Origin of the sequence: Paraburkholderia phymatum, from assembly GCF_038900715.1 — a bacterium.
GTDB lineage: Bacteria > Pseudomonadota > Gammaproteobacteria > Burkholderiales > Burkholderiaceae > Paraburkholderia > Paraburkholderia phymatum_A.
Window position 1 is genome coordinate 208,025 of record NZ_JAYMRZ010000011.1, and the last position, 17,105, is coordinate 225,129.

Sequence of the window (17,105 nt, forward strand, 5' to 3'; positions counted from 1 at the left end):
AATTGTATCAGCAACGCTGACGCGAAAAGACGAATCGATCGCGCGCTCACGCAAGGCGTGACAACGCTCTGACGGTTCATCGAATTTCACGATGCAAGCGCCAGAACATGCCGCGCTTCGACCAACGCAGATGACGAGAATTACCGGGGGAAAATGAAACAGAAGGGAAGAAAGGAAGGTGACGAGCCCGACCCTCGGCACTGGCGGAAAACGGCTGTGGCTGCTTCGTTCCCGACCTGACCAGGTTGACCGCCCCTCCATGCGAGGAGGCCCGTCACGTCGTATTCTAACATCGCTTGCTGCGCTGCGCGAGAGGCATCGGGACAAAAGCCGCCGCAACGGGACGGCGACTTCGGCGCGCCACGCCTCTTGTGTTCGCGCGCACGATCTCCAGCCAGGGTTTGTCACGACGGGTTGCAGCGTGCACGACGCGCGCGCGAGGCATTCGGGATATACGCCGAAGCCTCGCCGGTGCTGACGCGCGCGGTACGAAACCCTATTGTCGGAACGCGCACTATCACGGCGGGCAACGCATAGCAATTTAGGCTAAACTGACGTTCAAGTGACCCGCAAAGCCAAGCCAGGTCGCCTTCCCGAAACTGTCCCCACAGTGCTTCGCGCGTCGGCTTTCATGGTTTGTCCTGTGGCAAAGCGAACGGAAAGTTTTCTGGTTTTGTTGTATCGTGGCGGGCAATCAAAGCAGGCCTCGAACCGAAAGAGGTATTCACACAATGAGCGAACACATCAAGCATATCAGCGACGCATCGTTCGAACAGGACGTCGTCAAATCCGATAAACCCGTGCTGCTCGACTTCTGGGCGGAATGGTGCGGTCCGTGCAAGATGATCGCGCCGATCCTCGACGAAGTTGCGAAGGACTACGCTGATCGCCTGCAGATCGCCAAGATCAACGTCGACGAGCATCAGTCCACGCCCGTCAAGTTCGGCGTGCGCGGCATCCCCACGCTGATCCTGTTCAAGAACGGCGCAGTTGCCGCGCAGAAGGTCGGCGCATTGTCGAAGTCGCAACTTACCGCGTTCCTCGACGGCAATCTTTAATCGGCTACACGCGGACACGGCACGCATGCATTGCATGCGCGCCACCCGGCTCGCAAAACTTGCAGTGAGTTGATGCATCGAGCGAGCCGCATGATTCTTGTTGTCCAGCGACAACAAGAATCATGCGTCAAGTCTAACCAGCCGCGCAGGCTGGAATTGGCGTGTGCTATGCTAGAATCCATAAAACGTCTAAAAGACGAGTAAGTCCTTGAGCGGTTCCGCTCACTTCTCCTCCCAGATTTCATTTCAGGTCGCACCTTCTCTGCGGGTTCTCCGTATGCATTTATCCGAGCTTAAGACGCTACACGTGTCCCAATTGATCGAGATGGCCAATGGTCTCGAGATCGAAAGTGCGAACCGCCTGCGCAAGCAGGAACTGATGTTCGCCATTCTAAAAAAACGCGCCAAAACAGGCGAAACGATCTTCGGTGACGGCACGCTCGAAGTGCTGCCTGACGGCTTTGGCTTCCTGCGCTCGCCGGAAACCTCGTATCTCGCAAGCACGGATGACATCTACATCAGCCCGTCGCAGATCCGCCGCTTCAACCTGCATACGGGCGACACCATCGAAGGCGAAGTCCGCACGCCGAAGGACGGCGAGCGGTATTTCGCGCTGGTGAAGGTCGACAAGGTCAACGGCCAGCCGCCCGAGGCCTCGAAGCACAAGATCATGTTCGAGAACCTGACGCCGCTGCACCCGAACAAGGTGTTGCTGCTCGAACGTGAGATGCGCGGCGAAGAAAACGTCACGGGCCGCATCATCGACATGATCGCGCCCATCGGCAAGGGCCAGCGCGGCCTGCTCGTCGCGTCGCCGAAGTCGGGCAAGACGGTGATGCTTCAGCACATCGCGCACGCGATCAAGCAGAACCACCCCGACGTCATCCTGTTCGTGCTGCTCATCGACGAGCGCCCGGAAGAAGTGACGGAAATGCAGCGCTCGGTCGCGGGCGAAGTGATCGCGTCGACGTTCGACGAACCGGCCGCGCGTCACGTGCAGGTCGCCGAAATGGTGATCGAAAAAGCGAAGCGCCTCGTCGAAATGAAGAACGACGTCGTGATCCTGCTCGACTCGATCACGCGTCTCGCGCGCGCGTACAACACGGTCGTCCCCGCTTCGGGCAAGGTGCTGACGGGCGGTGTCGATGCGAATGCGTTGCAGCGTCCGAAGCGCTTCTTCGGCGCGGCGCGCAACATCGAGGAAGGCGGCTCGCTGACCATCATCGGCACCGCGCTGATCGAAACGGGCAGCCGCATGGACGACGTGATCTACGAAGAGTTCAAGGGCACGGGCAACATGGAAGTGCACCTCGAGCGCCGTCTCGCGGAAAAGCGCGTCTATCCGTCGATCAACCTGAACAAGTCCGGCACGCGTCGCGAAGAACTGCTGATCAAGCCCGAGATCCTGCAAAAGATCTGGGTGCTGCGCAAGTTCATCCACGACATGGACGAAGTCGAAGCGATGGAATTCCTGCTCGACAAGATCCGCCAGACGAAGAACAACGCCGAGTTCTTCGACATGATGCGCCGCGGCGGCTGATCGCCGCCCAGCGCTTCGAACTTTCGAACAAGAAAACGCCTGCCATCGCGCAGGCGTTTTTTTTCGTCCATATGTCCCGTGATCGCGCGCAATCATGTACGTGAACGTACACGTTGATCTATAATGCCCGCATCACGACCGACATGTGAAGCATCGCCATGCCGAATGACGACTCCCTCACTCTGCTGACCGTGCGCGACGCCGCCGATCGTCTGAACGTCACGCCGCGCACGCTCAAGTACTACGAGGAACGCGGCCTCGTCACGCCCAGCCGCAGCGAAGGCCGCTATCGCCTGTACGACGAGGACGACCTCGAACGGTTTTCGCGCATCCTGCGTCTGCGCGCGCTGGGCTTCTCGCTGGCGGGCATCACGGAAATGCTGAAACGCCCGCTCGAAACGGCGGAAGGCGGACGCAACCGCTACTCGATGAACTCGCTGCAGCAGATTCGCGACGGCCTGGCGCAACAGATCGAATCGCTCGACGCGCGCATCGAATCCGTGCGGCGCGAGCTGAAAGAAGTGCAGAAGCTCAAGTCCGAGCTCGCCGACGATCTGAATTACGTCGAGCGGCGTCTCGCCGGCGAAAGCGCCGATGAACTGATCCAGCAGCGTCGCGCCGCAGCCGCCAGCAAACGTGCCGGGAGCAAGGGCACGAAAGCATGAACGCAGGTGTGCCGCACGCGCAGATATTCAGCGCGGAGAAACTGCGCGGCGATTTTTTCCCGTGGGTGCTGGCCGTCGTCACCGGCCTCGACTACTTCGACAACGCGATCTTTTCGTTCTTCGCCAGCTACATCGCAGGCGGCGTCAATGCATCGCCGGACGAACTGGTGTGGTCGTCGAGCGCGTATGCCGTCGCGGCCGTGCTCGGCATCCTGCAGCAGCAATGGTGGGTCGACCGCGTCGGCTACCGTCGCTACGTGGCGGGCTGCATGCTGCTCTATGCGGCGGGCGCCGTCGCGGCCGCGCTGTGCGACACGTCGTTCGGCCTGCTGTTCGCGCGCGGCTTTCAGGGCTATTTCATCGGCCCGATGATGGGCACGTGCCGCATCCTCATCCAGTTGAGCTTCACGCCGCAGCGGCGGCCGGCTGCAACGCGCGCCTTTCTGATCCTGATCGTGCTGAGCAGCGCGCTCGCGCCGCTCGTCGGCGGACAGCTGGTCGCGCATTTCACGTGGCGCGCGCTCTTTGCCTGCACCGCGCCGCTCGGCGTGCTGTTCGCCGTACTCGCGATGCTCGCGCTGCCCGACTCCGGCGGCCGCGCGCCTGAAGAGCGCGGCGCGGCCCACTTCTGGCCATACATCATCTTCGCGTTCGCGCAAGGCGCGCTGCAGATCGTGATGCAGCAGGTGCGCTTTCAGCTCTTCAGCACATCGCCGAATCTGCTCATTCTGACGGCGGCGGGCATCGCGGCGCTTGCGTGGTTCGTCTGGCATCAATGGCATCATCCGTCACCGCTCGTGCGGCTGCATGCGCTGCGCGAAAAGACCTTCCAGGTCGGGCTCGTGCTATACATGTTCTACTACTACGAATCGACGGCGTTCAGCTATCTGATCTCGCGCTTTCTCGAAGCCGGCCTCGGCTATCCCGTCGAGAACACGGGCCAGCTGGTCGGCGTCACGTCGTTGATTTCGGCGACAGCCCTCTTCGCGTATCTGCGCTACGCGAAACTGCTGCCGCGCAAGAAATGGATCATCGTGCCCGGTTTCGCGGTCGCGGCGTTCGCGGCCGCGTGGATGACGCGCATGTCGCCCGCCGTCGGAGAAGCCGCGTTGATCGTGCCGCTTCTGCTGCGCGGCTTGCTGCTGCTCTTCATCGTGCTGCCCGTCGCGAACCTGACGTTTAGAATCTTCGCTATCGAGGAGTTCTCGCACGGCTACCGGCTGAAGAACATCGTCAGGCAACTGACGATTTCATTCGCGACGGCGTCGGTGATCATCGTCGAGCAGCATCGTCAGGCGCTGCATCAGTCGCGGCTCGCCGAGTTCGCGAGTCCGTACAATCCGGCTTTCGAAAACACGATTTCGGCGCTCATGCACGGCTTCGCTGCGGCGGGCCGCTCCGCCGCCGACGCGCATGCGCTGGCCGTCGTCGAGGTGAGCCGGATAGTCGCGCAACAGGCGAGCTTCCTCGCGTCGCTCGACGGGTTTTACTTTCTGATCGGCGTGGCCGTATGCGGCGGCATTTTCGCGGCATGGCAAAAGCAGATCGACTAGATTCGTATCGGTAACGCTAACGAAAACGGGCAACTGCGAGGCAACCGCGCGATGCTTTCGAAATTCACCCAATGGCTCGGCACGCGCCGCCGCGACCGCGCGCTGCGCACCCACGCGATCGACGACGCGCTCTGGCAGGCGACGCTCGACGGCCTGCCGTTCCTCACGCGTCTCGGCGCCGCCGATCTCGCGCGCCTGCGCGACATGACGAGTCTCTTCATCGCGCAAAAGGAGTTTTCGACCGCGCACGATCTCGAGCTGACGGATCAGATCACCGTCGCGATCGCCGTGCAGGCTTGCTTGCCCGTGCTGAATCTCGGGCTCGAACTGTATCGCGGCTGGGTCGGCGTGATCGTCTATCCGGGCGAGTTCGTGATCCGCAAGACCGTCGAGGACGAGGACGGCGTCGTCCATGAAGTCGAGCACGATGCGAGCGGCGAAGCGTGGGAAGGCGGGCCCGTGATCCTGTCATGGGAAGACGCGCAGATGACGGACGGCTCGGATGCGTACAACGTCGTGATTCACGAGTTCGCGCACAAGATCGACATGGTGACGGGAGAGGCCGACGGCCACCCGCCCCTTTTTCGCAAGCTGCACGCGCCGCTCGATTCCGCGCAGTGGGCGGATGTGTTCGACCATGCATACGACCAGTTCTGCGCAAAAGTGGATGCCGTACCGGAGCGGCGCTGGGCGCGCTTCGAACGCGAATCGCTGATCGACCCTTACGCCACCGACCATCCGTCGGAATTTTTTGCCGTGTGCAGCGAGGCGCTGTTCGTGAAGCCGCGCGAGTTCGAGGCGGAGTATCCGGAGCTTTACCGGCTGCTCGCGCGCTACTACCGGCAAGACCCGGCGCATACAGGCGCGCTCGAACAAACGGACGCGTAGCGCATGGCAAGAAGCGGGCAAGCGCGCAGCCGCCGAAGCTTGCGAAAAAACCTCCACGAACCTCGTCAAACGACTGATTTTCTGGCATAATCGCCGTTTTTCGACCTTAGGCAAGTGGCTCGCGGTTGCGGAATTCTCCGGCTCCCGGGTTGGCTACCGCCAGATTAAAGGAAAGACCATGAAAGAAGGCATCCACCCGAATTACCGCGAAGTCCTGTTCGTCGATATGTCGAACGACTTCAGGTTCGTGACGCGCTCGACCATCCAGACGCGTGAAACGGCCGAATTCAACGGCAAGACGTACCCGCTGGCGAAGATCGAAGTCTCGTCGGAATCGCACCCGTTCTACACGGGCCAGCAAAAGATCATGGACACGGCAGGCCGCGTCGAGAAGTTCAACAAGAAGTTCGGCGCCCGCGCTTCGGGCAAGGCCGCGAAGTAACCGGCAGTACACGTTGCAGGCCCCGACTCCCGTCCGGGCCGCCACGATGCAAGAAGGGCAGCGCAAGCTGCCCTTTTTTGTCGGCGAAAGGTTTGTCGGGCTGGGTCGGGCTCGCTGGCTGCGTTGCTTCGCTTCGCCCGATACGGCATTGCGCCGCGTTGCATGCGGGCTGCATCTATTTCCACTGCTGTTGCTATTGCGATATGCCTGCGCGACAACAGCCGTCGGCGCGACGGCCGGCTTCGAAGCAAAGTCCGCCTGACGCCCGCCGCACGACCCGCTTCGTCCACGTCGAACGCCGCCCCGAATGCCCGCTTCGCAGTTCTTTCGCTGCCCTGCTTCCATCGGCCGCAGCGGCGCGCGTTTGTGACGGGCACCGTGCCGCGCGTCTACAATGCCGCATGCTGATTCAGAGACGCCTCCTGCGCTCCATCAATAACTCCCGGCTGCCGTTCGGTCGGCCTCACACGAACACCGCATGAGATCTGTCGTTCGCCTCACTGCTTCCGCCACCAGCGCGCTGCCGCGCTGGCTGCTGCTCACCATCTGCGTCGTGTACGCGTCGTTTGGCCTGTTTGGCCGCGACCCGTGGAAGACGGAGGACGCAGCCGGCTTCGGCGTCATGTGGACGATGGCCAACGGCACGCTGCACGACTGGATGCTGCCCAATCTCGTCGGCAAGTACATCACGTCGGATGCGCCGCTTGGCTACTGGCTCGGCGCGAGCGCGATCCGCTTGCTGGACCCGCTCGTCGACGCAAGCAACGCATCGCGTGTGTTCACGGGCCTGCTGTTCTGCGCGGCTTGCGCGTTCGTCTGGTACGCGGCCTATCTGCTCGGCCGCCGGCCCGAGGTGCAGCCGTTCAAGTACGCATTCGGCGGCGAGCCCGAGCCGCGCGACTACGGTCGCACGCTCGGCGACGGCGCGCTGCTGATCCTGCTCGCGATCTTCGGCCTCGCCGAGCGCGGCCACGAAACGACGCCGCAGATCGCGCAATTCGTCTGCATCGCGATGCTCGTCTACGGCCTCGTGCGGATGATCGACAAGCCCGTCCAGGGCGCGCTGATCTGGGGCTGCGCGATCGGCCTCGTCGCGCTGACGAGCAATCCCGTGCTCGTCGGCGCGCTGCTCGTCGGCACGTTCGCGATGCTGATCATCGTGCACGAAACGCACTGGCGCACACTGATGCTCGCGGGTCTGCCCGTCGCGCTGGCGCTCTCGGTCGTTTGGCCGCTCACGGCGATCGCGCTCTTCCCCGACGACGCCGTCTGGTTCCTTCACCAGTGGATGCGCACCAGCCTGCACGCGTTCGCCGGCCCGTACGGCTCGACGCTGCGGTATGCCGTCAAGAACCTGCCGCTCTTCGCATGGCCCGCGTGGCCGCTCGCGATCTGGGCGTGGTTCAGCTGGGCGGGGCTGCGGCGCGCGCCGCACATCGCGATTCCGCTGTCGGTGATCGCGCCGCTGCTGGTTCTCGTCGTGCTGCAAAGCCAGGGAACGAACCGCCTTTTCACGCTGCTGATGCCCGCGCTCTCGGTGATCGCCGCGTTCGCGCTGCCGACCCTCAAGCGCGGCGCGATCAACGCAATCGACTGGTTCGCGGTGCTGAGCTTCACGGTGCTCGGCACGTTCGTCTGGCTCGTGTGGCTCGCAGGCATGACGGGCTTTCCGCATCAGCTTGCGCGCAATCTCGCGCGGCTCGCGCCGGGCTTCACGCCGCAGTTCAAGATCCTGTCGTTCCTGTGCGCGGTGGCCGTGACGCTCTGCTGGTTCGCGCTCGTGCAGTGGCGCGTCGCGCGCCATCCGAAGGTGCTGTGGCGCAGCGTCGTGCTGTCGAGCGCCGGCACGACGCTGATGTGGGTGCTGCTGATGACGCTCTGGCTGCCCGTCGTCAACTACAGCCGGACGTACAAGGACGTGGCCGAACAGATCTCCGCGCATCTGCCGCCCGACTACAACTGCATTGCGCCCGTGCGTCTCGGTGACGCGCAGATCGCGACGTTCGCGTATTTCGGCGACATGCATTTTTCGTTCAACGAAGACTGCGACGTGATCCTGCGCCAGGACACGCAGGACTTCGGCGAGCCGAGCTCGATGTCGAACTTCGTGTGGAAGCTCGTATGGGAAGGCCGCCGCGCCGCCGACCGCGACGAACGCTTCCGGCTGTACGTGCGCATCGACCGCCCGCAGCCGCCCGTCAAACGCCACCCGTGGCGCCCGAAGAAACACGGCTGACGATGTTCGCCGATGTGCGGAAAATCGCCGGGCTCGCATGGCCCGTGCTGATCGGCCAGCTGGCGATCATCGCATTCGGCGTGATCGACACGGCGATGGTCGGCCGCTACTCGGCGACGGATCTGGCCGCACTCGGCCTCGGCGCGTCGATCTACATCTCCGTGTATATCGGTTTGACGGGCATTCTGACCGCGTTGCAGCCGATCGCAGGCCAGTTGTACGGCGCCGCCCGCTATAACGAGATCGGCGAGGAAGTGCGCCAGGCGCTGTGGCTAGCGTTCGCGCTCGCCGTCATCGGCTTTCTGATTCTCTACTTCCCTCACCCGCTGCTCCAGCTTGCGCGCGCCCCCGAAGCACTGCGCGAGCGCACGGTGTCGTACCTGCAGATCGTCGCGTTCGGCTTGCCGGCGAGCCTTGCGTTTCGCGTCTACAGTTCGCTGACGAACGCCGTCGGCCAGCCGCGGCTCGTGATGATCCTGCAGATCGGCGCACTGATGCTGAAGCTGCCGCTCAACACATGGCTGATCTTCGGTGGACTCGGCGTGACGGCGCTCGGCGGCCCGGGCTGCGCGCTCGCCAGCACGCTGATCAACTGGGCGCTCGCCGTCGTCGGCATGCTGGCGATGACGAAGCTCGACGTGTTCCGGCCGTTCGCGATCTTCGCGCATTTCTGCTGGCCCGTCTGGCGCCGTCAGGCCGCGCAGTTGAAGCTTGGCATTCCGATGGGACTCTCGTATCTGATCGAAGTCACGTCGTATACGTTCATGGCGCTCTTCATCGCCCGTTTCGGCACGACGACGCTGGCCGGGCATCAGATCGCGGGCAACATCGGCGCCGTGCTGTACATGACGCCGCTGTCGATCGGCATCGCGACGTCGACGCTCGTCGCCCAGGCGCTCGGCGCTCATCGCTACGAAGCAGCGCGCACGCTCGCCAGGCACGGCATCGCGATGGCCGTCGCGATCGCGTGCTGCTACGGCGTGATCGTGCTCGCGCTGCGGCCGCTGATCATCGCAGGCTATACGCCGGATGCGCGGGTCGCGGCAGCGGCGATGCCGCTGGTGCTGATCGTCGTCTTCTACCATCTCTGCGACGCGTTGCAGATCACGTCGGCATTCGTGCTGCGCGCGTATCGCGTTGCCGTCGTGCCGACCGTGATCTACGCGGTCGCGTTGTGGGGCGTCGGACTCGGCGGCGGCTATGCGCTCGGCTTCGACGTCGGCGGATGGGTGCCCGCATCGTTCACGGGCGCACGCGGCTTCTGGCTCGCGAACACGGCAAGCCTGGCGATAGCAGGCGTCGGTCTCGCGTTCTATCTGCGCTGGATCAGCAGGCGGTCGGTGCGGATCGGCGCGCAGATGCAGGCGGATAGCGCGGCCTGAACGCATAGGCGCTTTTCATGCGGGCGGCACGTGCCTCGATGTTCGATCGGGTGCTGGCGCGATCCGCCTGCTCGCGCGCTCACCTCCGTTTCGGCAAAGCGGTAAACGCATTTCCCGAAAGCGACATCCTCTCTAAAGACGAAGCATCAGGTGCGTGCCGCTCACGCCCCGTGACAGTGAGTGGGAAAAACAGACCGTTAGTTGCGCCTTAGTTTTTCCCTAAACCCGCAATCGCCGCGGATACCGTCTACGCGGCCGCCTCTTCCTCATCGCGCTGCGCGAACACTTCACGCGCCGCGAACAACGCATTCAACGCCGCCGGAAAGCCTGCATACACGGCCATCTGCATGAACACCTCGACGATCTCGTCGCGCGTGCATCCGACATTGAGCGCCGCCTCGACGTGCACCTTCAGTTGTGGCTGCGCATTGCCGAGCGCGGCCAATGCGGCGATCGTCGCGATCTCTCGTGCGCGCAGGTCCAGTTGCGGACGGCTGTACACATCGCCGAACGGAAACTCGATCAGCATCCGCGCGAAATCGGGCGCAATCGGCGCCAGCGACGCGATCACTTTCTCTCCCGCCGTTCCGTCGATTTCCTTCAGCTTGTCCCAGCCGCGCGCGTAGCGATCGCCGCGTGCCTCTTCCCGCGTCCGTTCTTGTGCCTTTGCATATGCGTCATTCATTGCGAGTCCTCATTCAAGTCGTGCGTTTCCGATATGTCCTGCCGATGCCGCCTCACGCTCGGCCGCCTCATAGACCGCGATCTTGTCGGTGATCGCGTCGAGATTGGTCTGCAGCTCCGCGATGCGCGCCAGCACGGCCTCTCGATGCTCGATCAGCATCTCGCGCCGCGCGCCGATCGTCGCATCGCCCTCCGCGCGCAGCGCGGCGAACGCCTGCATGCCGGCAATCGGCATCCCCGTCGCTTTCAGCCGCATCACGAAGCGCAACCAGTCGAGATCGGCGGGCGAATAAAGACGATGGCCCGCGTCCGTGCGGCCGACCGGGCGCAGCAATCCCGCCTGCTCGTAGTAGCGCAGCGTATGTGTGGAGACGCCGCTCGTCGCGGCGACCTGACCGATGGTGAGAGCTTTCGACATGACGGAACTCAGGTTAGGACTTCGAGTGAACTCTAAGTCAAGCACGATCTGTTGATCGACAAAATTCAACGAAATCCTACAGCGCAACCGGGCTGAAACGCCGGGTGCATCGGCTAGAATCGGCGGCGATCCGAAAGAAAAATGAAACCGGGAGCGCAGTCGATGCAAAGCGGCACCATCAAACGTCAATGGATAGGGGCAGCCGCGACGGCTGTGGCGCTCGGCCTTCTCGCCACGCTTGCATGGCGCGCCGATGCAGCCCGCATCACACAGGTCTCGCCGCAAGGCAAGGTCACGCAGGTGCGCCAGGTCGTCGTCAAGTTCGACGAATCGATGGTCGCGTTCGGCGCGCCGAATCTGCCCGCGCCCGCGCGCATCAAGTGCAGCGATGCGTCCGCGAGCGCCGGCCAGCCGCGCTGGATCGACGACAAGACCTGGGCCTGGGATTTCACCGCCGATCTGCCGCCAGGCGTCGCGTGTTCCGTCGATCTGAACGACGGGCTGAAATCGTCGGCGGGCCATGCGTTGACGGGCCCGCGTCACTATGCGTTCGAAACGGGCGGCCCGTTCGTGCAGAGCATCGAGCCATACGGCGGCGAAATCGAAGAGGACCAGGCGTTTGTGGTCCGTCTGAACGGACCGGCAACGGAGGCCTCCGTCAGTCGAAACGTGTGGTGCGAATCGAGCGGACTCGGCAACCGCATTCCCGTCAGGAACGTCGATGCCGCCACGCGCACGGCGTTGATCAAACGCTTCAGGCTGCAAAAGGAAGCGACGCGCGTGCTCACGCTGCAATGCCAGCAGGCGCTGCCGTCGGGCACGAAGGCGCAGCTCGTCTATGGCAAGGGCGTCGCGAGTCCGAGCGGCATCGTCAACGACGTCGAGCGCCGCTTCGACTTCACCGTGCGCGCGCCGTTCGCCGCGAGCTTCAGCTGCGAGCGCGAAAACGCGAAGGCGCCCTGCACGCCGTTGCGTCCGCTGCGCGTGCAGTTCAATGCTCCGATCCTGCGCGCAGATGCCGAGAAGATCCGCATCAAGGGGCCAGACGGCGAGATCAAGCCGTCGTTCTCCGCCGACGACAAAGACCCGCAGACCACCGCTGTCGAATTCGCCGCGCCGCTGCCCGAGCGCGCCGAGCTGACCATCGACATTCCGTCGAATCTGAAGGACGCAAGCGGCCGCGCGCTGACCAACGCGGATCTGTTTCCGCTCAAGACGAATACCGGCCCGCTGCCGCCGCTCGCGAAGTTTTCGTCGGGCACGTTCGGCATCATCGAGCGTTTCGCGGAACCCGACATGCCCGCGCTCGTGCCCGTCACGCTGCGCAACGTCGAGGCCGATCTGCATATCGCCGGGCTCAACGCGGGCAACGCGCAGTTCACGAAGCTGCGCGTCGATGCCGATGGCGACATCCGCCGCTGGATGCGCAACGTCGACCGCTTCGACGGCTTCATGATGGATCGTCAGTCGATCAATGAGCAGATGCCGCGACTGCTCGCGCACAATCCACATCCCGTGATCGTGCCGCGCAATGCCGAAGACGCCAGCTCGGCCGAGGACCGCAAGAATCCGCTGATCGACGTGCGCTCGCTGTCGCTGCTCGCCGGCCAGCCGAAGGTCGAGACGCTCGCGCTGCCGAAGGCCGATCCGAAAACGCTGCGTCCGTTCGAAGTGGTCGGCGTGCCGGTGACGAAGCCCGGCTTCTATGTGATCGAACTCGCGTCGCCCGCGCTCGGCGCATCGCTGCTCGGCAAGCACGCGCCGATGTACGTGCGCACGGCTGTGCTCGTCACGAACCTCGGCGTGCACTTCAAGCAAGGCCGCGAGAACAGCGTCGTGTGGGTGACGACGCTCGACAAGGGCCAGCCCGTGCCGAACGCCGACGTGCACGTGAGCGATTGCAACGGCGATGAAGTCGCGTCCGGCAAGACCGACGCGCACGGCGTGCTGACGATCAACCAGTCGCTGGCTGCGCGCCGCGCGTGCGACGAAGAGAGTTTCGAAGGCTTTTTCGTGTCCGCGCGCATCGACGACGCGAAGACGGGTCACGACATGGCGTTCGTGCGCTCCGACTGGAACCAGGGCATCGAAGCGTGGCGTTTCAACGTGCCGACGGATACGAGCGTCGAACAGACCGTGCGCGCGCATACCGTGTTCGACCGGACGCTGCTGCGCGCGGGCGAAACGGTATCGATGAAACACATGATCCGCGTCGAGACGATGCACGGCCTCGCGTTCCCCAACGCGTATCCGATGCGCGTGACGATCCGTCATCTCGGCAGCGGACAGACGTGGCACATGCCGCTCAAATGGGCCGCCGATCACACGGCCGACTCGACGTTTGCGATTCCCACATCGGCGAAGCTCGGCGAGTACAGCGTGTCGCTCGACGACGGCGACGCCTCTGCGACCTCCGCCGAAAGCACGACTGAAAACAACGACGACAGCGACGCCAACGACACCGGTTCACCGCACCACAGCTATGCATCCGGCAGCTTCCGCGTCGAGGAATTCCGCCTGCCCGTGTTCAAAGGCACGATCGCCGCGCGCGACGCGAAGACCCATCCGCTCGTCGCCGCGAAGGAAGCGCCGCTCGCGTTGCAGATCGACTATATGTCGGGCGGCGGCGCATCGGGCTTGCCCGTGCAGGTATCGGCGCTGATGAAGAACACGACGCCCGCCTTCGCTGGCACGTATCCGGAATTCAGCTTCGCGCCGTACAGGAAGCACAACGAGAGCAGCGAATCGTCCGCTTCGGATGACGAAGAAAGCGAGCCGCAATCCGACGACGACACATCGAAGCTGATCGCCGACAAGGAACCCGTCACGCTCGACCGCAACGGTGCGGGCAGCCTGACGCTGAAGAACCTGCCGCACGTCGATGCGCCGAAGCGTCTCGCGCTCGAAGCCACGTTCGCCGATCCGAACGGCGAAGTGCAGACGATCGGCGGCGACGCGACGTTGTGGCCCGCCGCCGTCGTCGCGGGCGTGAAGTCGGGGCGATGGGTATCGGTGGGCAGCACGGTGCCCGTGAAGGCGCTCGCCGTCGATCTGCAAGGCAAGCCGCGCGCGGGCGTGCCGCTCGACGTGCGCGGCGTCGCGCGCATCACGATCACGTCGAGAAAGCGCATGGTCGGCGGCTTCTACGCATACGACAACCACACCGAAACAAAAGACCTCGGCACGCTGTGCAGCGGCAAGAGCGACGACCACGGCCTGATGAGCTGCGACGCGAAGCTCAAGGAAGCGGGCAACGTCGATCTCGTCGTGACGGCGAAGGACGGCGACGGCAATCTGTCGACGGCCGCGACCTCCGTCTGGGTCACGCGCGAAGAAGACCTGTGGTTCGGCGGCGAAAACACCGATCGCATCGACGTACTGCCCGAAAAGACGGCTTACGAGCCGGGCGAGACGGCGCGCTTCCAGGTGCGCATGCCCTTCCGCTTCGCGACCGCGCTCGTTGCTGTCGAGCGCGAAGGCATCGTCGAAACGCATGTCGTGAAGCTGGACGGCAAGGACCCGACCGTCGAGCTGAAAGTGAACGAAACGTGGGGGCCCAACGTGTATGTGTCAGTGCTCGCGCTGCGCGGGCGCATTCGAGAAGTGCCGTGGTACTCGTTCTTCACGTGGGGCTGGAAAGCGCCGCTCGAATGGGCGCGCGCGTTCTGGTACGAAGGCCGCTACTACGAAGCGCCGACGCCGCTCGTCGATCTGTCGAAGCCCGCGTTCCGTTATGGCCTCGCCGAAATCAAGGTCGGCACGGCGGCACACAGGCTGGCCGTCACGGTGACACCCGACGCGAAGTCGTACACGGTACGCGGCAAGGCGCATGTGAAGCTGCGCGTGCAGATGCCGGGCGGCAAGCCCGCGCCGGCCGGCACGCAGATCGCGGTCGCCGCCGTCGACGAAGCGCTGCTCGAACTGATGCCGAACAACAGCTGGGACGTGCTCGATGCGATGCTGCAACGGCGCGCTTATGGCGTCGAAACGGCGACCGCGCAGATGGAGATCGTGGGCCGCCGTCACTTCGGGCGCAAGGCGGTGCCCGCGGGCGGCGGCGGTGGACACAGCGCGCAGCGCGAGCTGTTCGATACGCTGCTGCTGTGGAAGCCGCGCGTGACGCTCGACGCCAACGGTGAAGCCTTCGTCGACGTGCCGCTCAACGATTCGCTGACGAGCTTTTGCATCGTCGCGATTGCGGCTGTCGGCGACGGGACGTTCGGCACGGGCAGCACGTCGATTCGCAGCACGCAGGATCTGCAACTGATCTCCGGCCTGCCGCCGCTCGTGCGCGAAGGCGATCAGTTCCGCGCGCAATTCACGGTGCGCAACACGACGACGCGCGCAATGAAAGTCGTCGTGACGCCGAACGTGCCGGGGTTGTCGTTGCAGCCGCAAACGGTCGACATTCCAGCGGATTCGGCGCGCGAAGTCGCATGGACGGTGACGCCGCCCGACGGCCTGTCCGAAGCATCGCCCGCTGCGCTCGCGTGGAGCGTCGGCGCGACGGAGCAAGGCGGGCCGCACGCGGCAGACGGGCTGAAAGTCACGCAGCGCGTGACGGCCGCGATTCCCGTCACCGTTCAGCAGGCCACGCTCACGCAGATCGACGGCTCGTTCTCGCTGCCCGTCGCCGCGCCGCCCGACGCGACCATGACGCAAGCGGGCGCGCTGCGCGGCGGCATCGCGGTGTCGCTGCAATCGAAGCTCGCCGACGGCATGCCCGGCGTGCGCCGCTGGTTCGAGCGCTATCCGTATAGCTGCCTCGAACAGCAGACGTCTGTTGCGCTCGGCTTGCGCGATCCGGCGCGCTGGCAGGCCGTCGTCGCGCGCATGCCCGTCTATCTCGACAAGGACGGCCTCGCGAACTACTTCCCGCCCGCCGACGACAGCGGCAACACGGGCAGCACGGCGCTCACCGCGTATCTGCTCTCCGTCACCGACGAAGCCGCGAAGCTCGATCCGCGTTTCGCGTTGCCCGACGAGCTTCGCGCGAAGCTCGAAGGCGGCCTCGCGAATTTCGTCGAAGGCCGGGTGGCCCGCGACGTCTGGGCGCCGCGCAAGGATCTCGACCTGCGCAAGCTCGCCGCGCTCGAAGCGTTGTCGCGTCATGGCGCGGCGCGCGCCAGCATGCTCGGCTCGATCGAGATCGCGCCGAACCAGTGGCCGACGTCGGCGGTCCTCGACTACTACGCGGTGCTGTCGCGCGTGAAGGACATTCCCCAACGCGCAGAAAAGCTCGCGCAAGCCGAGCAGATCATCCGTTCGCGGCTCACGTACCAGGGCACGCGCCTCACCTTCTCGACAGCCGATAACGACGACCTCTGGTGGCTGATGACAGGCACCGAAACGAACGCCGCGCGCACCGCGCTGATGTTCGTCGAGACGCCCGGCTGGAAGGACGAGATGCCGCGTCTCGTCGCGGGTCTGCTCGCATTGCAGAAGAACGGCGCATGGCAGACGACGACGGCGAACCTGTGGGGCTCGATTGCCGTGCAGCGTTTCTCGCAGGTCTTCGAGAGCGCGCCTGTGACGGGACAGACGAAGCTGCAACTCGGCACGACGGACAGCGCGATTTCGTGGAGCCAGCCCGCGTCCGCCGCAACGAACGACGCGGCCGCGACGCCCGTCACGAAAACAGCCGACGTGCGCAGCCAGTTGCTGCCGTGGCCGGCAGGCGCACGCAGCGCACCCGTCCCGCTGACGCTCGCGCACGACGGCACCGGCAAGCCGTGGGCCACGATCGAAAGTCTCGCCGCCGTCGCGCTGAAAGCGCCGTTCGCCGCGGGCTACAGGATCACGAAGACGGTCACGCCGATCGACCCCGCCGTCAAGGGCGTGAACACACGCGGCGACATCGTGCGTGTGCATCTCGACATCGACGCGCAGACGGACATGACGTGGGTGGTCATCAACGACCCCGTGCCCGCCGGCGCGACAATCCTCGGCTCGGGTCTGGGCCGCGATTCGGAAGCGGCGACGGAAGGCGAAAAGTCGAAGGGCTATGCGTGGCCGTCGTTCGTCGAGCGCGGCTTCGATGGGTATCGCGCGTACTACGACTATGTGCCGAAGGGCAAATTTTCGGTCGAGTACACGATCCGGCTGAACAACGTCGGCACGTTCGGCCTGCCGCCGACGCGCGTCGAAGCGCTCTATGCGCCGTCGACGCTCGGCGTGCTGCCGAATGCGCCCGTCATCGTGAAGCCCGCGGCGGCGGCGAAGTAACGAGGAGCGCATGA

At 64.4% G+C, this 17,105-nt stretch carries 11 protein-coding genes and 1 other RNA gene; 9 read left to right on the forward strand and 3 right to left on the reverse strand.

Annotated elements, in window-relative coordinates; all coding sequences use genetic code 11:
• Positions 1-177 precede the first annotated feature (177 nt).
• Positions 178-276, reverse strand: an RNA gene (gene ffs / locus VSR68_RS21280) — signal recognition particle sRNA small type.
• A 455-nt stretch (positions 277-731) separates the two neighbouring features.
• On the opposite strand from ffs, the gene trxA reads away from it, so the two are divergent.
• The 8 genes from trxA to VSR68_RS21320 all read left to right on the forward strand — a co-directional run bounded on the left by trxA (position 732) and on the right by VSR68_RS21320 (position 9,764).
• Positions 732-1,058 (forward strand): thioredoxin TrxA, encoded by a 327-nt coding sequence (trxA, locus tag VSR68_RS21285; RefSeq protein ID WP_007586494.1) that lies wholly within the window; start codon positions 732-734, stop codon positions 1,056-1,058.
• Positions 1,059-1,335: 277 nt separating this feature from the next.
• Positions 1,336-2,598, forward strand: coding sequence for a transcription termination factor Rho (gene rho, locus VSR68_RS21290; protein WP_012400357.1), 1,263 nt, complete (start codon positions 1,336-1,338; stop codon positions 2,596-2,598).
• A gap of 158 nt (positions 2,599-2,756) precedes the next feature.
• A complete protein-coding gene (locus tag VSR68_RS21295; protein ID WP_342941723.1) occupies positions 2,757-3,263 on the forward strand; it encodes a MerR family transcriptional regulator in 507 nt (168 codons plus the stop codon).
• Positions 3,260-4,816, forward strand: coding sequence for an MFS transporter (locus tag VSR68_RS21300; RefSeq protein ID WP_342941724.1), 1,557 nt, complete (start codon positions 3,260-3,262; stop codon positions 4,814-4,816). Before VSR68_RS21295 ends, VSR68_RS21300 begins: the two co-directional genes overlap by 4 nt.
• 51 nt (positions 4,817-4,867) lie before the next feature.
• Positions 4,868-5,704 (forward strand): M90 family metallopeptidase, encoded by an 837-nt coding sequence (locus VSR68_RS21305; protein ID WP_342941725.1) that lies wholly within the window; start codon positions 4,868-4,870, stop codon positions 5,702-5,704.
• 178 nt (positions 5,705-5,882) lie between these two features.
• Positions 5,883-6,146, forward strand: coding sequence for a type B 50S ribosomal protein L31 (locus VSR68_RS21310; protein WP_090862141.1), 264 nt, complete (start codon positions 5,883-5,885; stop codon positions 6,144-6,146).
• A gap of 478 nt (positions 6,147-6,624) precedes the next feature.
• The gene (locus VSR68_RS21315; protein WP_342941726.1) at positions 6,625-8,382 is read left to right on the forward strand and encodes a glycosyltransferase family 39 protein; all 1,758 of its coding nucleotides are present in this window, start codon (positions 6,625-6,627) and stop codon (positions 8,380-8,382) included.
• 2 nt (positions 8,383-8,384) lie between these two features.
• Positions 8,385-9,764: an MATE family efflux transporter gene (locus VSR68_RS21320; protein WP_342941791.1), complete on the forward strand. Its 1,380-nt coding sequence runs from the start codon at positions 8,385-8,387 to the stop codon at positions 9,762-9,764.
• 247 nt (positions 9,765-10,011) lie between these two features.
• Here VSR68_RS21320 and VSR68_RS21325 read toward each other — a convergent pair whose 3' ends face one another.
• Both VSR68_RS21325 and VSR68_RS21330 read right to left on the reverse strand, forming a co-directional pair.
• On the reverse strand, positions 10,012-10,449 hold the full coding sequence (locus tag VSR68_RS21325) for a carboxymuconolactone decarboxylase family protein (RefSeq protein WP_342941727.1): 438 nt from the start codon (positions 10,447-10,449) through the stop codon (positions 10,012-10,014).
• 9 nt (positions 10,450-10,458) lie between these two features.
• Positions 10,459-10,866 (reverse strand): MerR family transcriptional regulator, encoded by a 408-nt coding sequence (locus tag VSR68_RS21330; protein WP_342941728.1) that lies wholly within the window; start codon positions 10,864-10,866, stop codon positions 10,459-10,461.
• A gap of 141 nt (positions 10,867-11,007) precedes the next feature.
• Here VSR68_RS21330 and VSR68_RS21335 point away from each other — a divergent pair, with 141 nt between their 5' ends.
• Positions 11,008-17,091, forward strand: coding sequence for an alpha-2-macroglobulin family protein (locus tag VSR68_RS21335; RefSeq protein ID WP_428983547.1), 6,084 nt, complete (start codon positions 11,008-11,010; stop codon positions 17,089-17,091).
• Positions 17,092-17,105: the final 14 nt, after the last annotated feature.